Below are 18,636 nucleotides of genomic sequence, written 5' to 3'. Positions count from 1 at the left end.
GCATCGCAGCGGCCGGATTCGAAGGCCTTGATCGCCTCGTCGCCCTTGTCGAAGGTGACGGGCTCGTACTTGATCTTGTTCTTGCGGAAATAGTCGGCGACGTTGAGTTCGGTCGTCGTGCCCTGCTGCAGGCAGATCGAGGCGCCGTCGAGCTTGCGGGCGGTGTCGATGCCGAGCTTCTTCTGCACCAGAAAGGCCTGCCCATCGTAATAGTTCACGCCGGCGAAGGTCAGGCCGAGCGTGGTGTCGCGCGACATCGTCCAGGTCGAGGTGCGCGAGAGCACGTCGACCTCGCCGCTCTGGAGGGCGGTGAAGCGGTCCTTCGAGGAGAGCGGCGTGAACTTGACCTTCTTCGGATCGTTGAAGATCGCGGCCGAGATCGCGCGGCACAGATCGACGTCGAGGCCGGCCCATTCGCCCTTCGCATCGGGAATTCCGAAGCCGGCGAGACCGGGGCTGACGCCGCAGATCAGGTCGCCGCGGCTCTTCACCGTGGCGAGCGTCGTGGTCTGGGCCTCGGCCGGCGCGATGGCCACCGACAAGGTGAGCGCCAATAGTGCGGAAGTTATGGTTTTCACGGTAGTTCCCCTTGTTTTGTCAACGTTGCGAAGCTGACCTGGTTGAATTGGGCGTGGAATTGCTGTGGCTTGCCTTGCTGCCCGTCAAAGCCCGCCGATATGGAAGGCCTTGACCTCGAGATATTCCTCGATGCCGAGCTGCGAGCCCTCGCGGCCGAGGCCCGACTGCTTAACGCCGCCGAAGGGGGCGACCTCCATCGAAATCGCGCCAGTGTTGAGGCCGACCATGCCGAACTCCAGCGCCTCGCCGACGCGCCAGGAGCGACGGATGTCCTGCGTGAAGAAATAGGCCGCGAGCCCGAAGGGCGTGCCGTTGGCGATGGCGAGCGCCTCCTTCTCGCTGCGGAAGCGGAAGAGCGGCGCGACCGGCCCGAAGGTCTCCTCGCTCGCCAGCAGCATCTCGGTCGTCGCTTCGCCCAGCACGGTCGGCGTGGCGTATTGCTTGCCATTGGGCATGTCGGCGGCGCTGGCGAGGCGCCTGGCGCCCTTCGACAGCGCGTCCTCGACATGGCGCTCGATCTTCTCCAGCGCGGCGGCGTTGATCATCGGGCCGATATCGATGCCCGCCTGGGTGCCGGGGCCGACCTTCATCGCATTGACGCGGGCCGACAGCTTCTCGGCGAAGCGGTCGTAGATACCGTCCTGAACCAGGATGCGGTTGGCGCAGACGCAGGTCTGGCCGCCATTGCGGAACTTGGAGGCCAGAACGCCGTCGATGGCGATGTCGAGATCGGCGTCGTCGAAGACGATGAAGGGTGCGTTCCCGCCCAGTTCTAGGCTCAGCCGCTTGATGCTGTCGGAGGCCTGCTTCATCAAGAGCGCGCCGACGCGCGTCGAGCCGGTGAAGGAGATCTTGCGGACCGCGAGATTGCCTGTCAGCTCGGCGCCGATCTCGGTCGGCATGCCGGTGACGATGTTGATCACGCCGGCCGGAATGCCGGCCCGCTCGGCCAGCACGCCGAGCGCCAGGGCCGAATAGGGCGTCAGCTCCGAGGGCTTGATCACCACGGTGCAGCCGGCGGCGAGAGCCGGCGCGACCTTGCGGGTGATCATCGCGTTCGGGAAGTTCCAGGGCGTGACGATGCCGCAGACGCCGACCGGCTGCTTCAAAACGAGGATGCGGCGGTCGGCGGTCGGTGCGGGAATCGTCGTGCCATAGATCCGGCGGGCTTCTTCCGCGAACCACTTCACGAAGGAGGCGCCGTAGCGGATCTCGCCGCGCGATTCGGCCAGCGGCTTGCCCTGCTCGGAGGTGAGGATCAGTGCCAGATCCTCGATATGCTCGAGCATCAGCGCATGCCAGGCCTCCAGCAGCGCGGCGCGCTCGGCCGGGGTTTTGGCCCGCCAGCTTTCGAAGGCCGCCGCGGCGGCATCGATGGCGGCGCGAGTCTCAGGTTGGCCGGCATCCGGAACCGTGCCGAGCACGGCTTGCGTGGCGGGGTCGACGACGTCGAGCGTGCGGCCCGAGGCCGCGCCGTTCCACTGGCCGCCGACAAGGCAGGCTTCCCGCACGAGGCCGGGATCGCGAAGGCCTTCGATGGTCATGTCGTGCTCTCCTGTCAGCCCAGCGCCGCGAGGACGGCGCTGGTGATGTCGTTCGTCTTGTGCTCGCCCGGCTTCGTGCCGATGCCGCGAGCGGTGGCGGCCTCGATGGCGCTCATCACGGCTGCGGCCGCAGCCGGCTCGCCGAGATGCTCCAGCATCATCGCGCCCGACCAGATCGCCGCGATCGGGTTGGCGATGCCGAGATGGGCGATGTCCGGCGCGGAGCCGTGCACCGGCTCGAACATCGAGGGCGCATTGCGCTCCGGATTGATGTTGGCCGAGGCCGCATAGCCGAGCCCGCCCTGAATGGCGGCTCCGAGATCGGTCAGGATGTCGCCGAAGAGATTGGAGGCGACGACCACGTCGAGGCTCTCGGGCGCCATCACCATCCGCGCCGCCATGGCGTCGATATGGTAGTTCGCGACCTCGACATCGGGGTATTCGGCCGCGACCAGGGCGGTGATCTCGTCCCAGAACACCATCGAGTATTTCTGCGCGTTCGACTTGGTCACCGAGGCGAGCTTGCCGCGGCGCTTGCGCGCCTGTTCGAAGCCGAAGCGCAGGATGCGCTCGACGCCCTTGCGGGTGAAGATCGCGGTCTCGACCGCGACCTCGTCGGCTGTGCCGTTATGGACCCGCCCGCCCGCGCCGGAATACTCGCCCTCGGTGTTCTCGCGGATGCAGAGAATGTCGAAGGCGCTCGCCCGCAACGGCCCCTCCACGCCCGGCAGCAGCCGGTGCGGGCGGATATTGGCGTATTGCACGAAGGCCTTGCGGATCGGCAGCAGTAGCCCGTGCAGCGACACCGAATCCGGCACGCGTTTCGGCCAGCCGACAGCGCCGAGCAGGATCGCGTCGTAGCCGCGCAGCGTCTCGATGCCGTCGGCCGGCATCATCGCGCCGGTCTTCTCGTAGAAGTCGCAGGACCAGGGGAAGCCCGTGCCTTCCAGCGAAAAGCCGGCGCCGCGTGCCGCCTTGCCGAGCACCTCCCAGGTCGCCTCGATCACGGCGGTGCCGATGCCGTCGCCCGGGATCAGGGCGATCTTGTATGATTTCACGGAATGGTCTCCTCAGACGGCGATCAGGACGCTCTTGGATTTGCGGTTGGCGAGATAAGCCTCGCGGCCGAGATCCTTGCCGAGGCCGGACTGCTTGTAGCCGCCGGTCGGCAGGATGTGGTCGCGCGAGCGGCCATAGCGGTTGACCCAGACGGTGCCGGCCTGCAGCCGGCTGCTCAGCCGCAGGCCGCGCGACAGATCGCGGGTATAGAGCCCGGCGCAGAGCCCGTAGGTCGGATGGTCGGCGAGCGCCATCGCCTCCTCCTCGTCGCGGAAGGTCTGCACCGTCAGCACCGGGCCGAAGATCTCTTCGGTGATGGCAGGCGAATTCGCCTCGAGCCCTTCGAGCAGGGTCGGGGCGTAGAAATAGCCCTCGCGGTCGAGGCGCGAGCCGCCGGTCCTGCACCGGGCGCCGCGCGCGACGGCGGCATCGACGATGCCGGCCATGCGGCCGATCTGGCGCTCGGAGATGATCGGCGAATAGGCGCTGGCCTCGTTCCAGGTCGGGCCGGGCTTGATCTCACTCATCTGCTTGAGGATCAGCCCGACGACCTCCTCGGCCACGCTCTCCTCGACGACGAGGCGCGAGCCCGCGACGCAGGCCTGCCCGCCATTGGCGAGGATGCCGCGCGCCACGGCGCCGGCGGCGAGCGCGATATCGGCATCGGCGAAGACCATCTGCGGGCTCTTGCCACCGAGCTCCAGCGTCATCGGCTTGATGCCGGTGCGGGCGATGTTCTCCATGATCGCGGCACCCGCGCCGGTCGAGCCGGTGAAGCTGACCTTGGCGATGCCGGGATGGCCGGTGATGGCGGCGCCGGTCGTGCGCCCGTCGCCGAGCACGATGTTGATCAGCCCGGCCGGCAGTCCGGCACGGACCGACAGCTCCGCCAGGTAGAGCGTCGCGAAGGGCGTCATCTCGGAGGGCTTCAGCACCACGGCATTGCCGGCGGCGAGCGCAGGGCCGAGCTTCCAGGCGGCCATCGAGATCGGGAAGTTCCAGGGGGTGATCGCGCCGACCACGCCATAGGGCTCGGTCGCGATCAGGCCGACGCTGTCGGCGGCGGTCGGCACGAGGTCGCCGCCTTCCTTGTCGGCGAATTCGGCGAAGAAGCGGATCTGCTCGACGGTGATCGGGATGTCGAACTTCAAAAGCTCGGCGATCGGGCGGGTCGAGGCGACGGCCTCCATCCGGGCGAGCGTCACCGCTTCGGCCTCGATCAGATCGGCCCAGCGGTGAAGCGCGTTGACGCGCTCGCGCGGGCGTACCGTGCCCCAGCCGCTGGTCTTCAGCGCGCGCTTGGCGGCCTCGACCGCGCGGTCGACCAGCTCGGCCTCCGCAACGGGACAATCGGCGAAGGCCACGCCGTCGGAGGGACGATGCAGCGCGATCCCGCCCGTCGCGGGCACACGCTCGCCGCCGATGAAATGGGCGCGCGGCAGGTCGATGGTGGCGGGGTCGAAGCTCAGCGACACGAGGGYGGTCTCCGAAAACGGGGCAGCGGCGAAAGCCTAGCGCCCCTGCGCCCGCAGGTGACGCTGGGAGGCCGCCCCGGCGCGACGGGAAATCCCGTTTGCGCGGACCGGGACGGCGGATTCTTCGGCGGCTGGAGCAGCGGGCCCAACAGACGGCCCGAAGAGACGGGCCCATGAGATGGATCGCCGCTTCGTGCCGCTCGGGACGTGCGGCGATCCGGAGTCAGCCGACGACGACGTAGATCTTCCGGACGGTCTCGATCGTCTTCCAGACGCCGACATAGCCCGGCTTCATCACGAAGCTGTCGCCGGCCTTGAAGAGGCGCGGCTCCTTGCCTTCCTCGGTCAGCTCCACCACGCCTTCGAGGATGTAGCAATATTCGAAGGTCTCGCCCTTGATCGAGCGGTTCGTGCCGGGCGTGGCCTCCCAGACACCGGTGTTCACCGTGCCGTCGCGCGACGCGTCCTGCGCCCAGGTCGTGTAGTCGGGGTCGCCCGCGAGCAGGCGATCCGGCGGACATTTGGAGCGCTTGGTGGGCTCGCTGGTGGGGGCAAGGTCGAGCTTGACGAGGAGCGACATGGGTCTGGCCTTTTGCTGGGTGGGGAAGGGAACGGGTCAGTAACCGCGGCTGCGGTCGACGAGGCCGAGCGGCGGCAGGCCGGAGCGGTGGCGGCGAATGTTCTCGATCACGGCCTTGGCCGCGGGCTCGGGCTCGACCTTGCTGGCGATATGCGGCGTCAGGAGCACCTTGGGGTGGTTCCAGAACCGATGCCCGGCGGGCAGGGGCTCGGGCTCGGTGACGTCGAGCACGGCGCCCGAGAGCCAGCCGCTGTCGAGCGCGTCGAGCAGGGCCTCATGGTCGAGATGCTGGCCGCGTCCGACATGGACGAGCCCGGCGCCGGCCGGGAGCTTCGCGAACAGCTTGGCATCGAGGATGCCGGTCGTCTGCGGCGTCAGCGGCAGCAGGCAGATCAGAATGTCGGTCTCGGCCAGCATGGCGGAGAGACCGTCCTCGCCATGGAAGCACCGCAGGCCGTCGATCGATCGCGGCGAGCGGCTCCAGCCCGAGATCGGGAAGCCGAAGGGCTTGAGGCGTTCGATCACGGCCGTGCCCATCATGCCGAGGCCGAGCACGCCCACGCGGCGCGCCGTCGCCGGGGTGAGTTCATGCGGCTGCCAGAGCGCCTGCTTTTGCTGGGCGAGATAGAGCGGCCATTGCCGATGCAGGGCGAGCACGCCGAGTGTGACGTATTCCTGCATCATCTTGGTGATGCCTTCCTCGACCATTCGCACCACCAGGACATGGGACGCCAGCCCTTCCGTCTTCATCTGGTCGATGCCGGCCCCAATGGAGAAGAGAACCTCCAGATTGGTGAAGCGGGCGAGATCGTCGGGCGCGGTCCAGGTGATGAGATAGCGGATTTCGGCCGGATCATAGGCTTCGTTGCTGCGGATGAAGCGGATCTCCGGCAGCGCCTCGGCGAAGCGCGCGGCGAACACCTGCGCACGCTCCTCGGTTGAGTTGAACAGGAAGGTCAAGGCAGTCTCCGGGGAAAGAGATGTCAGCGGCCGGGCCGTGTGAATGCGGTGCAAAGCCGTTCGAGCAGCCGCGCACAATCGGCGAGCTCGCCGCGCGTGATGTATTCGTCGGGCCTGTGGGCCCGGGCGATGTCGCCGGGGCCGCAGATGATCGCGTCGATGCCTGCCGCCTGATAGAGCCCGGCTTCCGTGCCGTAGCTGACGGCCGGGAGAGGCTCGGCGCCGGTCACCTCCGCCAGCATCCTGGCGATCGGCGCCTGCGCCGCGAGCGACAGTGCCGGATAGCTGGCGATCTCTTGCCAGTCGGTGGCGAATCCACGCGCCTCGAGGCCGGCGAGAGCCGCCCGCACCGGTTCGAGCAATGCCGCCGGCGAGACGCCGGCGATGGCGCGCGCCTCGATCTCGATCCGGCAGCGATCCGGGATGATGTTGACCGCTTCGCCGCCGCGAACCGTGCCGATCTGCAGGGAGGAGTAGGGCGGCTCGAACACCGCATCGAGAGGCCCCGCCTGCAGATCGGAGGCGGTCTTTTCGGCCGCCGCGATCACGGCGCCCATCGCATGGATGGCGTTCAGGCCGAGATCGGGGCGCGAGGAATGGCCGGGGCGGCCGTGAATCTCGACGCGTGCCGCTGCCTTGCCCTTATGGGCGAGGATCGCCTTCATCCCGCTTGGCTCGCCGATGACCGCGGCCTCCGGCAGCGCGCAGAGCGAGGGCAGCCGCGCGATGAGATGCGGCACGCCGCGGCAGCCCGCCTCCTCGTCATAGGAAAAGGCGATATGGACCGGCCGTGCCAGCTTCATGCTGGCGAGCGCAGGCACGATCGCGAGCGCGGCGGCGAGGAAGCCCTTCATGTCGCTGGTGCCGCGGCCGAACAGCTTGTCGCCCTCGGCCCGCAGCAGGAACGGGTCGGAGCTCCATTGCGGTTCCTCCGCCGGCACGACGTCCATATGGCCGGAAAGAATAAGTCCCGGCACGTCGCGCGGGCCGATCGTGGCGAAGAGATTGGCCCGGTCGCCCTCCGGGCCCGGCAGGATCTGCGCCGTGACGCCGAAACGGGCGAGATAGTCCGCGATCCAGCCGGCGATGGCCGCGTTGGGGCGCCCGACGATCGAGGGAAAGCGGATCAGCTCCGTCAGGATGTCTTCCGGCGTCACGCGCTGCTCCGGAGTGGTTATGGTTCCGGCAGGGTAGGGCGGTCGGCGCGGCGGTCGCGTCTGTTCTGCGCTGCGGGGCGGTCATCTATGCCGAATCGCGGGCAAAGAACGGTGCTTCCTGTGGCGCGATTGCGTTAGAAACGATCGGTGCTCGACCGTCGTGCCCGAGGGCCCGGTCGTGCAAGTGCCGGAGGCTGCGATTTTGGGGACGATCGCCCAACTGCATCTCGATGCCTTCAAGATCACCCTGCGGGACATCGGGGAGATCGACGTCGCGCAGCTTCACGCGCTTTCGGTCGCCGTCGGCTGGCCGCATCGCGATAGCGACTGGCGCGTGCTGCTCGATCTCGGGCAGGGCATCGCGGCGGTCGATGAGATCGGGCGCGTGGTCGGGACGGTGATGTGGCAGCGCTACGGCGCCGGCTTCACCATGGTCGGCATGCTGATCACCTCGCCGCGCCTGCAGGAGCACGGCGCCGGCCGCTGGCTGATGGAACGGGCGCATGAGCTGAACCCGGGTTCGGCCTTCGGCCTCACCGCCACGCATGCGGCCCGGCGGCTCTACCGTTCCATGGGCTACGGCCATGAGCAGAAGATCCTGCAATGCCAGGGGCAGGCCGTCGGCAGCCCGCCTCCTGTCCGGGTCGAAGGAACGGTTCGCGCCATGCGGGCCGAAGACCGTGAAAGCCTGTTGAGCCTCGACCGCGCGGCGACGGGGTGCGACCGGTCCGCCGTGTTCCGGCGCATCCTGCCGGTCTCGAAGGGGCAGGTGCTCGTCCGCAACGACGAGGTCGTCGCCTTCGCGCTCTGTCGCCGCTTCGGGCGCGAGCGCGTCATCGGCCCGGTGATCGCCTCTGTCCAGGAGGACGCGATCGCCGTCTGCCAGCCCTTCGTCGAACTCCATGCCGGCAGCTTCCTGAGGGTCGACACGCCCGCCAGCCACACGGCCTTCGTCGATTTTATCGTCGCCAGCGGCATGCAGATCTATGACAGCGTGACCTCGATGGGGTTGGGCCGGGCGYCCTATGCCCCGGTCGATCCGCACGGGCCGCGCCGCATGGCGCTCGCGAGCCAGGCGCTCGGCTGATGCGGTGCGACCGCAAGGCCGTTTGACGCCATGCGCGACGGTGCTATCGAGGGGGCGGAGGTCGATACCTTGAACCGACGCAATGGATCACGGGTCAGAAGCTGGGTCGCGCTGTTCGCGGCCTATCTGCTCGTGCTCCAGGCACTGTTCGCCGGTTTTGCGGCCGGCGCCTATGCCAATGCGCTCTCGCTCGATCGTACCCTTGTCCTGACCCATTGCTTGCCGAGCGGGGACGCTCCGGCCGGTGGCGATCACGACAAGTCGCAAGCCCATGCCGGCATGAGCTGTTGCACGGCCGGCTGCCCGATGCTCGCCGGGGCCGATCCGGTCCAGCCCGCATTCGCGCTCCTCACGCAGCGGCCGGCCGATCAGGTCGCCTTCATCCGCAGGCTCGACCGGCCCGTTGGTTTCCTCGCCGATCATTCGCCCGGCAATCCGCGCGCTCCTCCCGTCCGCGCCTGAGCCGCCGTCCGGCGCTYTCCCGCGTCCGCGACGACTGATGTCAGTCTGCCGCCGGACGTCGTGACGCGCTTTCCGCCCGATCCGACGCCGTGACGGCGCGGATTCGGGCGTCATCCCATCCCACCCTCTGCTTCGCCTCGCGGGCTGCTTCGCGACCGGCGCGCACGCTTTGGCGCGACACGTCGTCGGGCGGGCTGCGGCCCGGTCGAAGGGTTGGCGCGATGCTGCCCCGAATCTCCGTCGCTTCCGATTTTTCCGATCCGGCAGGCCGCGGGCCTGCCGCAACCCGGCCGCCAGGGCGGCCTCAACCATCAAGGAGACATGTCATGAAATATCTTCTCGCCGTCGCGGGCCTGCTCGCCGCCGGGCCGGCGCTGGCTCATATCACGCTGGAAAACCAGTCCGCCCCGGTCGGCTCGACCTACAAGGCGGTGCTGCGCGTTCCGCATGGCTGCAAGGGTGCGGCGACCACGAAGGTTCGCGTCCAGATCCCGGAAGGCGTCATCGCGGTGAAGCCGATGCCGAAAGCCGGCTGGACGCTGGAAACGGTCAAGGGCAGCTATGCGAAGCCCTATGACTACTACGGCACGCCGACCTCGGAGGGTGTCAAGGAAGTGGTCTGGAGCGGCGGCAAGCTACCTGACGAATTCTATGACGAATTCGTCCTGCGCGGCTATCTCGCCAAGGATCTGAAGGCCGATGCCACGCTCTACGTGCCGGTCGTCCAGGAATGCGAGGGCGGGGCCGTCGAGCGCTGGATCGAGATCCCCGAAGCCGGCAAGTCGGCGGACGACTACAAATTCCCGGCTCCCGGCGTGAAGCTCACCCCCGGCAAATAATGATAGCGGCGGCGGAGCGCCCGGCGCTCCGCCGCAAGGATAAGCCCATGATGACCCGGCTCCTGCGATCCCTGCTGCCTATCCTCCTCCTGCTGGCCTGCGCCGGAGCGCCGGGCCGGGCGCTGGCGCATGCGGCCTTGAACAACGCGACGCCGCCCGACGGCAGCGTGCTGGCGGCGGCTCCGAAGCAGATCGAACTCGTCTTCAGCGAGCCCGTCTCGCCGTTGGCGCTGCGGCTGATCGGCCCGGACGGCACCGCCCGCAACCTCGGGCGCTTCGTTCTGAAGGACAGGACGGTCGTGATCGAGGCGCCTGCCGCGCTTCCGGGCGGCACCCATGTGCTGAGCTGGCGCGTGGTGTCGGAGGACGGGCATCCGGTCGGAGGATCGGTGGTGTTCTCGATCGGCGCCCCGAGCGGCGCCGCGCCGGATCTCGGCGAGCAGGCCGATTCCGGCGTTCGCACGCTGGTCTGGCTCAGCCGTCTCGGGCTTTATCTCGGTCTGTTCCTGGGGTGCGGTGCGGCTGCGAGCCGGGCCTGGATCGGGCCGCTTGCCGGCGGGGCCGGCCGCTTCGCGACCGCCATGATGGGGCTCGGCCTGTTCTGCCTGCCCGTTGCGCTCGGCGCGCAGGGGCTCGACGCGCTCGGTGCGTCGATCGCGGCTTTCTTCCAGCCGGCGGTCTGGCGGGCCGCCGCGGCCACCAGCTATGTCTGGACGATCCTCATCGCGGCCATGGCCTTGGCGTGCGCCCTCATCGGCTTGTCGCGGCCCGGCGTCCGCGCCGCCGTCACCGGCCTTCTATCTGTCCTGTTGGTCGGGCTTGCTCTCGCAAGCAGCGGCCATGCCAGCGCGGCCCAGCCGCAATGGCTCATGCGCCCTGCCGTCTTCCTGCATGCCATCGCGATCGCGCTTTGGGTCGGAGCGCTGCTGCCGCTCGCCTTGGCTTTGCGCGGTGAGGGCGGCAGGAGCGCGCTGGGCCGGTTTTCCGGCCTCATCGCCTGGATCGTCGCAGCCTTGCTGCTCAGCGGGCTGGTTCTCGCCTGCGTGCAGGTCGAGAGGCCGGCAGCACTTCTCGCGACGGCCTATGGGCGCGTCCTTCTCGCCAAGCTCGCCCTGGTCGCGGTCGCCTTCGCCTTGGCGGGTTTCAATCGCTGGTCGCTGACGCGGCGCGTGGAGGCCGGCGACATCCCGGCGGCGCGCGCCATGAGGCGTGTCATCGCCGTCGAGCTTGCGGTGCTGGTCGCCATCCTCGGTATCGTGGCGCTCTGGCGCTTCACGCCGCCGCCGCGCGCCATGGCGATGGTGCAGGCGCAGCCGGCCTCGGTCCATATCCACACCTTGCCGGCGATGGCGGACGTCACGGTCACGCCCGGCCGGGCGGGCCCGGTCACCGTCACGGTCGTGCTGATGGACGGTGAGTTCGGGCCCCTCCCGGCCAGGGAACTCACCCTCAGCTTCAGCAACCCCGCGGCCGGCATTGAGCCGATCGAACGACCCGCCCGTCTCGGCCCGGACGGCATCTGGCGGACCGAGGCCTTCAGCCTGCCGGTGCCGGGACGCTGGCACGTCGAACTGGAGATCCTGATCTCCGATTTCGAGATGCGCCGGATCGGGGACGCCATCGTCCTGCGGCCGTGAACTCGCCGTCCCAGCGCCTGTGCAGCGCTGCTGTGGGAAATGCGAAGTTTGTCGGTGCGCGCCTTTGTAAGATTTTGATATCGTTGATTTTAATTTTCGACATTCCAGAGGGTATGTCGGCATTTGAGGCTATAGTCCGTCGGCATTTTCTCGCTGGCCAATGCGTTCAGCCGATCCGTCGCTCGGGCAACAAGGACGAGATCGTGGCCACGGGCGGCTAGACGGCGTGCGTGCACAGTGCCGATGCCGGGTTATCAGGGCGACAGCCATGGTGACGTAGCTTTTACGTTGCAGTCGTTCGCCGGAGCGTCAGCCGCGCGAACGCATCTGCATCATCGAATAATGCTCGTAGTGGCCGACCCCGGCCTTTACGATCGGATCCTCAGCGGTCAGCGCGGCGATGTCGGCGTCATCCTCGATCTCCCACAACGCGACGCCATAAGGGCCGGCGGGATCGACGACGGGGCCGTGCGCCACGATCTGACGGGTTTCGCGCAGCTTGGTTTGCCAGTCGCCATGCTGCTTAAACAGCGCCTTCTCGTCATCGGTGATGGTCTGGAGGAAATCTGCACGAGGCGGAATCCACTTGGTCAGATAGGCTTTCATAGGGGCACTCCTTGGTGATCGGAAAGGGCGAGCCGCTCAAGCACTCGGGGCGTTTCTGCCAGATCGTTTTTGTGGGCGGGGATGACAGCGGCGATGGGCGTGCTCAGGATCCTGCTTAGCGGGCGCCGCTGCGCAATCCCACATGCTCCGATACGTTCGACATTTCATAACGGTGGCAGCACCGGTTGATCCGGATAACCTTTATGGCCAAGGCGTGCGCTTATGCGATTGGCGCCATCCTTGAGTAGATCCGCAAGCTCGCTCGCGCGGGAGTGATAACGCAGCGTCACAACGCCAAGGTTGAGCGCCGCTATCACCTTGCCCTCTCTTCCCCAAATGGGTGCGGCAAGTCCCGTCGAACCGGTGACGTGCTCTTCGTCGCTAACCGCGATGCCTTCCGCACGGATCGTCTCGAACATTCCCCGGATCGCGTCTGGGTCGGTAACCGTCTTGGGTGTCCTTGGGATGAGGTTCGCCCGCGCAAAATATCCGTCGGTGAGAGCCGGATCCCAGTGAGCCAGCAGGACCCGGCCAGTGGCCGAGCAGTACGAGTCGGAGAGGCCGTCGAGCTCGATGTCGTAGCGTACAGCCTGACGGCTGACGCATTTGGCTATGCGCCGGCAATCGCCTCTCGCGGTTAAAACCGCCAGCATCACGGTCTCGCCCGTCTCGTCACGAAGCTGTTCCATGATCGGGTGCGCCGCCGAAAGAAGGCGGGCTTCGAGCGCGCGCGAGGCCGATTGATGGCGACTGGCATGGACAAGCACGTATCGCTCGGTCGCGTCCTGAATGGCGTAGCCGCGTGAGACCAGGGTCTGCGCCAGGGCATGAGCGCTGCTCTTCGGGAAACCCAGAGCCGCGACGATCTCCTTGAGCTTCACGGGTTCGGAGCAGCCTGCAAGATATTCCAGCAGGTCCAATACGCGCGCCGCAGACTTGACCTCGGTGTTCATGGACGTGAACCGAATCTCTCTTGGCGAACCAATTTGCCGGCGATAGGCTCTCCCTTAATCAAGAGGAAATCAACACTCTTGAAAGAGGGTGAGCCATGAATTCGAGCAACGCCGCGCCTGTGGCGATTGTCACGGGCGGCGCGCGAGGTATCGGGCGCGCTTGCGCGCTGTCTCTCGCGCGGTCTGGACTGGATGTTGTGCTTGTTGATCTGTTGCCGGATGAGCTAAAGCGCACCGCTGACGAGATAAGATCCCTCGGTCGTCGTGCGTTGACTTTTCAGTCGGACGTCATTTTCAAGGAAGAGGCGAACCGTATAGTTTCGGAGGTCGTCGCGCAGTGGGGCCGCGTGGACGTCCTCGTGAACAATGCCGGCAAGGGGATGCCGAAGGGCATCTTCGAGATCACTGAAGCCGAGTTCGACCACACGATCGCTCTCAATCTGAAGAGCTGCTTCAACTATATCCAGGCTGTCGCGCCGATCATGCAGCGTCAGGGGGCTGGGCGCATCGTCTCGATGTCGTCGCTGAATGCGCATTCTGGTGGTGTGACGGCCGCCGTCAGCCGGTTTGCTTATGCGGCTGCCAAGGCCGGGATCATCGGGATGACCCGCGCTCTCGCCAAAGAGCTCGGCCCGGAGATCCTTATCAATGCCGTCTGCCCCGGCATCATCGAGACCGAAGTCGGCAACACACTGACCCGAGCCCGCGGCCCCGCGATTGCCGATGCCGGTATCGCGCTGAAGCGAATGGGCAAGCCCGATGACGTGGCAGAGCTCGTCACCTTCCTGGCAACCTCGAACCCCTGCTTCATCACGGGCCAAGACATCGTGGTGGATGGGTTCCAGTTCAATCGCTGAGTGCACCCGATGAACGTCACGCTGCCCCCCGATACCAAGCCCTGGACATGGAGTGAGGAGACCTGGCGGCAGGTGGTGAACCATGTCCGGGCAGGGCGGTCGCTCAAGCCTGGCGTTTGGAAGAATGGCGCCAAGTTCGCGGTCGCCCTGTCCTTCGATTCCGATCACGAGACGAACGAGCTCCGGGAGGGCGGGCGCTCTTACTCGAAGCTGAGTCAGGGGCAATACGGCAATCGCTCCGGCATTCCGCGTATCCTTGCTACTCTTGCCCGTCACGCGGTCCCGGCCAGCTTCTTCATGCCGGCCGTCGCTGCGCTCTTGCATGACGCGGAAGCCCGTTCAGTGGCGGATGCCGGACATGAGGTGGCGATCCATAGCTGGATCCACGAGCTCAACTCGGTGCTCGACTACGACACCGAGCGCGATCTCGCGCTGCGCGCCCGCGACACCTTGACCAAGCTCACTGGCCGGGAGCCGAAGGGCATGCGGACCGCGTCATGGGATTTCAGCCCGTGGACGCTGAAGATCGTGCGCGAAATGGGGTTGCTCTACGATTCCTCATTGATGGCGGATGACGAGCCCTACGAGCTTCTCGACGAGGGGCAGCCGTCCGGGATCGTGGAGTTGCCGGTGGAGTGGATCCGGGACGACGCCGTCTATTTCGGCATGGATCGCTTCAAGGGGCTGCGCCCTCACAGCGGGCCGCCCATGGTGCTCGACCTCTTCCTGCGGGAGCTCGACGTCGCTGCGGAAGAAGGCGGGCTGTTCCAGCTGACGATGCACCCGCACATCATCGGGCACCGCTCGCGGATTTTCATTCTCGACGAAGTGATCAGGGCGGCGAAAGCAAAGGGCTCCGTCTGGTTCGCAACGCACGAGGAGATTTGCCGCTATTGCGCTGATGAAGCCGGTCTTGGCGCTCCGATCCCGTCAGCCACCACCAGCCGGAGCTGACGGATGGGCTATCGCATTGGCGTCGACATCGGCGGCACCTTCACCGATTTCAGCGTGCTCGACGAGGAGACCCTGAATCTGCGGACGCTCAAGGTTCTGTCGCGCCCGGACGCTCCAGGGGCTGAGGTCCTTCAGGGGCTGGATGAGATCGAGAAGCGCTTCGGCATCGCGCCTTCGCAGGTCAGCTACTTCACCCATGGCTCCACAGTCGGCGTGAACAGCATCATTCAGGGCAAGGGCGCGAAGCTTGGACTCGTCGTTACCAAAGGCTTCCGCGACGTCCTCGAACTCGCACGCCTGAAGATCCCGGATCCTTATGATCTGTTCTCGCGCCGACCGGCTCCCTTGGTGCCGAGAGACCGCGTGGTTCCGCTGCCGGAGCGCATCAATGCGGATGGCGTTGCGGAGGTTGTTCCGGAGCCGGCTGCGATCGCCACCGCGCTGGGTCGACTGGAAGCAAGCGGGGCCGAGGCGATCGTGATCGCCTTGCTGCACAGCTACAAGAACCCGGCGCATGAACGGCTGGTCAAAGCCGAGATCGAACGCCTGCGACCTGACTTGCCGGTTTTCTGCTCCGCCGACATCTGGCCAATTGTCCGGGAATACGAGCGCACCATCACGGCCTGCATCCATGGTTCGGTGCAGCCTCGGGTGTCCCATTACATCGGCCGCCTTGAGGATGCTCTGATCGAGCGGGGGGTCGTGCCCGCTCCGATGATCACCAAGTCGAACGGTGGCGTCATGACCGCCGCGGCCGGCAAGGTGCGCAGCATCGAGATGCTGCTGTCCGGCACGGCTGCCGGTGTGATCGGTGCAGGCTTCACAGCCAAGCTGGCCGGCTTCTCCAGAGTCATGAGCCTCGACATCGGCGGCACAAGCGCCGACGTCGCGCTCCTCAAGGACGGGATGCCCGACTTCCGCTCAGGCGAACTCGTCGGGGAGTATCCGATCTATCTTCCGACGGTATCGGTGTCCTCGATCGGAGCCGGCGGAGGCTCGATTGCCTCCGTCGATGCTTTGGGCGTTTTACGCGTCGGGCCCGAAAGCGCGGGATCCACTCCTGGGCCGGCCTGCTATGGGCGTGGTGGCGAGCGCGCGACGATCACCGATGCCTTCGCGACCATCGGCGTCCTGGGCGCCGGCGAGCTCGGATATGGCGCCGTCAACGTCGACCGATCCCGAGCGCTTGCGGCGCTTGAGCCAATCGCCAGAGGCCTCGACCGCTCTTCGGAACGCGCGGCCGAGGCCATCATCCAGCTCGCGGTCGCCAACATGTACCGCGAAACCAGCCGGCTGTTCTCGCAGGTCGGCGAGGAGCCGAGCGGCTATGCGCTTCTGGCGTTCGGTGGCGCTGGTCCCATGCTCGGCTGCCTCCTGGCCGATGCCATGGGTATGCAGTCGGTCATCATCCCTCAAACTCCAGGTGTGCTGGCCGCCCTTGGAGGCCTCCTTGCCGATCTGCGCTCGGATTTCGTGCGTGTGGTCTTTCTCGATGTTGGACCACGATCGTTCGACGGCTTGCGCCAGGCGATGAACGAGCTCGCAAAAGAAGCTCGCGCCTGGCTCTTCGAAGGGCAGGGCTATGCCGGCGAGGCCACGCTCTCGATTACGGCCGATATGCGCTACCGTGGCCAATCCTACGAGATCGAGACGCCCCTGCAGGAGGCGTGGATCGTCGATGGCGACCATGCCGCCATTGCCGCGGCTTTTCATAAGCGTCACGCCGAAATCTACGATCACTCCGACGACGCGGCAGATGTGCAGATCGTCGCGCTCCGTGTGGTCATCGCAGGGATCACGCCCAAGCCCGAGTTCGCAGAACAGGGGCTGAAGCTGCAGCAGGTGCAGCCCAGGAAGCGGGTTCCGGTCATTCATCAAGGATCGACGATCGAGGCCGGAGTCTTCGAGCGAAACGACATGTCGCCGGGCTCGTCCTTCGCCGGGCCGGCCGTGATTTTGCAAGACGACACGACGACCTGGGCCCCACCCGGTTTCGAGGGCCATGTCGATGGCTTCGGCAATCTGATCCTGAAGCGGAGTGCGATCTGATGGCGCTCGATCCTGTCACGCTGCAGATCCTGAAGAGCCATTTCGAGGCTGCGGCCGAGAGCATGGCATTCACGCTTCTGCGGACGGCGCATTCCGCCTTCGTCAAGGAGACGGAAGATTTTACCAGCGGATTGACGACGCCTTGTGGGCAAACCTTCGCCAGCCCGAAAGACCTGGGCGCGACCTGGTTCATCGGCCTGGACTATAAGGGCGCGATCGACGCCATCGCGGACTACAAGCCTGGCGACATCTGCATCACCAACGATCCGTATTCCGGTTACGTCTGCACCCACGCTCCCGACGTCCATCTCTGGATGCCGGTGTTCCATGAAGATCGGCTCGTCTGCTTCGCCGTGGGCCATATCCACAACACCGATATGGGCGGTGCGGTGCCGGCTTCTCTGTCCCGCGCGCTGACGGAGGTGCAGCAAGAGGGGATTCGAATTCCGCCCATGAAGCTCGTCGAAGCCGGGGTGATGAACGAGAGCGTGCTGCGCATCATGTTGCGCAACGTCCGCATGCCCGATCAGAACTGGGGCGACCTGAAGGCCCAGATCGCCTCGCTGAAGACCGGTGAACGCAAGGTCCGCGATGCGATCGCCCGCTTCGGCGTCGAGACTGTCTGTGCTGCGACCTATGGCGTGCTCGATCTGGCCGAGAGGCAGGCCCGCCAGCTATTCGCCTCGATGCAGGACGGCGATTACGAGTTCAGCGATTACATCGACGAGGATAGCCCCGGCGGCGTTCCATGCCGGTTGAAGCTGTCGGTCAAGGTTCGGGGTGACGAAGCGATCTTCGACTTCACGGGCAGCGACCCGCAGCTCCAATCGGCGCTGAACATGCCGACGGGCGGTCTGCCGCGCCATATCCTGCCGCTCGTGGGCTACAACTACGTCGTCTATTCGCTCGATCGAACGGTTGCGCTCAACATGGGGCTTCTGCGCCCGGTTCAGTGCATCCTGCCGGTGGGCTCGGTCGTCAATCCGGTCTACCCGGCGGCCACGGGCATGCGCAGCCTGACCTGCGCCCGCATCCAAGGGATGGTCATCGGTGCCTTCTCGCGTGCGATGCCTGATCGCCTGCCCGCCGGCCCGGCGGGCGGCGGCGGTATTCTGAACGTGCGCACCACTGACAGTCGTACGGGTCGGCTGGCCATGGCCTCGATCAACCCGATCACAGGTGGGGGAGGCGGAAGTTCGTTCGAGGATGGGCAGGATGGTTCGAATTCCTTCCTGAAGAACACGCCCGTCGAGATCACCGAGGCGGAGGTGCCGATACGCGTCAGGAGCTATGAGCTCGTGCCGGATTCCGGCGGTCCGGGTCGCTACCGTGGCGGCCTCGCGGCTCAGATGACGTTTCAGATGTTCACGCCGAACTCGGTCGTGACCGCCCGAAACCGGGACCGTGTTCGCTTTTCCTGCTGGGGCCTCGAGGGCGGGCTGCCAGGCTCGACCTGCGGCTTCCTTCGCGTCAATGGCAACACGAACCCGGAAGATTTGGGGAACACCGACGTGGTTCGCTGCGGCCCCGGAGACGTTCTGACGATTTCGGCGGCAGGCGCAGGTGGCTGGGGTGATCCTTTCGAACGTCCCGAGCATGAGGTTTTGAAGGACGTTCTCGGGGGCAAGGTCACCGAAAGCGGCGCCGGAGCCTATGGCGTCGTGGTCAAGGATGGTGTCATCGATGAGGCTGCCACCAAGGCTCTGCGATCGGCGCCGCGGGAAAGCATAGAAGGCATGACCTTCGATCCCGAGAGGCTGAGTTTCGAGCGCGTTTGGTCGGACGCCGTTTGGGACCGCCTTTCGCAGCACTTGTTTGCCCTTCCTGTGGAGTGGCGC

Annotated in this window: 17 protein-coding genes and 1 pseudogene; 8 read left to right on the top strand and 10 right to left on the bottom strand. The window is 66.4% G+C overall.

Annotated features, from left to right (window positions below; genetic code table 11):
- The 7 genes from AB4Y99_RS12970 to argE form a co-directional block, all read right to left on the bottom strand.
- Window positions 1-578: transporter substrate-binding domain-containing protein (locus AB4Y99_RS12970; RefSeq protein WP_441523602.1), on the bottom strand; the 578-nt coding region annotated here is incomplete at its 3' end.
- An 84-nt stretch (window positions 579-662) separates the two neighbouring features.
- Window positions 663-2,117 (bottom strand): NAD-dependent succinate-semialdehyde dehydrogenase, encoded by a 1,455-nt coding sequence (locus tag AB4Y99_RS12965; protein WP_441523603.1) that lies wholly within the window; start codon window positions 2,115-2,117, stop codon window positions 663-665.
- Between the two features lie 20 nt (window positions 2,118-2,137).
- Window positions 2,138-3,181: a tartrate dehydrogenase gene (locus tag AB4Y99_RS12960; protein ID WP_441523601.1), complete on the bottom strand. Its 1,044-nt coding sequence runs from the start codon at window positions 3,179-3,181 to the stop codon at window positions 2,138-2,140.
- 12 nt (window positions 3,182-3,193) lie between these two features.
- Window positions 3,194-4,657, bottom strand: coding sequence for an aldehyde dehydrogenase family protein (locus AB4Y99_RS12955; RefSeq protein ID WP_441523600.1), 1,464 nt, complete (start codon window positions 4,655-4,657; stop codon window positions 3,194-3,196).
- Between the two features lie 223 nt (window positions 4,658-4,880).
- Window positions 4,881-5,237: a cupin domain-containing protein gene (locus AB4Y99_RS12950; RefSeq protein ID WP_113252203.1), complete on the bottom strand. Its 357-nt coding sequence runs from the start codon at window positions 5,235-5,237 to the stop codon at window positions 4,881-4,883.
- 36 nt (window positions 5,238-5,273) lie between these two features.
- Window positions 5,274-6,197: a 2-hydroxyacid dehydrogenase gene (locus AB4Y99_RS12945; RefSeq protein WP_441523599.1), complete on the bottom strand. Its 924-nt coding sequence runs from the start codon at window positions 6,195-6,197 to the stop codon at window positions 5,274-5,276.
- A 23-nt stretch (window positions 6,198-6,220) separates the two neighbouring features.
- Entirely contained in the window at window positions 6,221-7,354 is a 1,134-nt protein-coding gene (gene argE / locus AB4Y99_RS12940; RefSeq protein WP_441523598.1) for an acetylornithine deacetylase, read from the bottom strand.
- Between the two features lie 160 nt (window positions 7,355-7,514).
- Here argE and AB4Y99_RS12935 point away from each other — a divergent pair, with 160 nt between their 5' ends.
- From AB4Y99_RS12935 to AB4Y99_RS12920, 4 genes are all read left to right on the top strand, one after another.
- Entirely contained in the window at window positions 7,515-8,441 is a 927-nt protein-coding gene (locus AB4Y99_RS12935) for a GNAT family N-acetyltransferase (protein WP_441523597.1), read from the top strand.
- A gap of 69 nt (window positions 8,442-8,510) precedes the next feature.
- Entirely contained in the window at window positions 8,511-8,903 is a 393-nt protein-coding gene (locus tag AB4Y99_RS12930) for a hypothetical protein (RefSeq protein WP_142020353.1), read from the top strand.
- Window positions 8,904-9,229: 326 nt separating this feature from the next.
- On the top strand, window positions 9,230-9,742 hold the full coding sequence (locus AB4Y99_RS12925; protein ID WP_142020354.1) for a YcnI family copper-binding membrane protein: 513 nt from the start codon (window positions 9,230-9,232) through the stop codon (window positions 9,740-9,742).
- Window positions 9,743-9,789: 47 nt separating this feature from the next.
- A complete protein-coding gene (locus AB4Y99_RS12920; RefSeq protein ID WP_441523596.1) occupies window positions 9,790-11,379 on the top strand; it encodes a copper resistance CopC/CopD family protein in 1,590 nt (529 codons plus the stop codon).
- A gap of 149 nt (window positions 11,380-11,528) precedes the next feature.
- On the opposite strand, the pseudogene AB4Y99_RS12915 reads toward AB4Y99_RS12920, so the two are convergent.
- The 3 genes and pseudogenes from AB4Y99_RS12915 to AB4Y99_RS12905 form a co-directional block, all read right to left on the bottom strand.
- Window positions 11,529-11,624, bottom strand: a pseudogene (locus tag AB4Y99_RS12915) (SDR family NAD(P)-dependent oxidoreductase); the annotation flags it as partial.
- A 64-nt stretch (window positions 11,625-11,688) separates the two neighbouring features.
- Window positions 11,689-11,985: a YciI family protein gene (locus AB4Y99_RS12910; protein ID WP_038361656.1), complete on the bottom strand. Its 297-nt coding sequence runs from the start codon at window positions 11,983-11,985 to the stop codon at window positions 11,689-11,691.
- 164 nt (window positions 11,986-12,149) lie between these two features.
- Complete coding sequence (locus AB4Y99_RS12905) at window positions 12,150-12,938, bottom strand: IclR family transcriptional regulator (protein ID WP_038361658.1); 789 nt, start codon at window positions 12,936-12,938, stop codon at window positions 12,150-12,152.
- A 95-nt stretch (window positions 12,939-13,033) separates the two neighbouring features.
- On the opposite strand from AB4Y99_RS12905, the gene AB4Y99_RS12900 reads away from it, so the two are divergent.
- The 4 genes from AB4Y99_RS12900 to AB4Y99_RS12885 form a co-directional block, all read left to right on the top strand.
- Window positions 13,034-13,795: an SDR family NAD(P)-dependent oxidoreductase gene (locus tag AB4Y99_RS12900; protein WP_441523595.1), complete on the top strand. Its 762-nt coding sequence runs from the start codon at window positions 13,034-13,036 to the stop codon at window positions 13,793-13,795.
- 9 nt (window positions 13,796-13,804) lie between these two features.
- A complete protein-coding gene (locus AB4Y99_RS12895; RefSeq protein ID WP_441523594.1) occupies window positions 13,805-14,749 on the top strand; it encodes a polysaccharide deacetylase family protein in 945 nt (314 codons plus the stop codon).
- A 3-nt stretch (window positions 14,750-14,752) separates the two neighbouring features.
- On the top strand, window positions 14,753-16,798 hold the full coding sequence (locus tag AB4Y99_RS12890; RefSeq protein WP_441523593.1) for a hydantoinase/oxoprolinase family protein: 2,046 nt from the start codon (window positions 14,753-14,755) through the stop codon (window positions 16,796-16,798).
- Window positions 16,798-18,636, top strand: a 1,839-nt coding sequence (locus AB4Y99_RS12885; RefSeq protein WP_441523592.1) for a hydantoinase B/oxoprolinase family protein, incomplete at its 3' end; no start/stop codon positions are given. The genes AB4Y99_RS12890 and AB4Y99_RS12885, both read left to right, overlap by 1 nt.

The organism is Allobosea sp. TAB14 (genome assembly GCF_052113865.1).
Lineage (GTDB): Bacteria > Pseudomonadota > Alphaproteobacteria > Rhizobiales > Beijerinckiaceae > Allobosea > Allobosea spartocytisi.
This window is presented reverse-complemented; position numbering and strand designations above follow the sequence as displayed.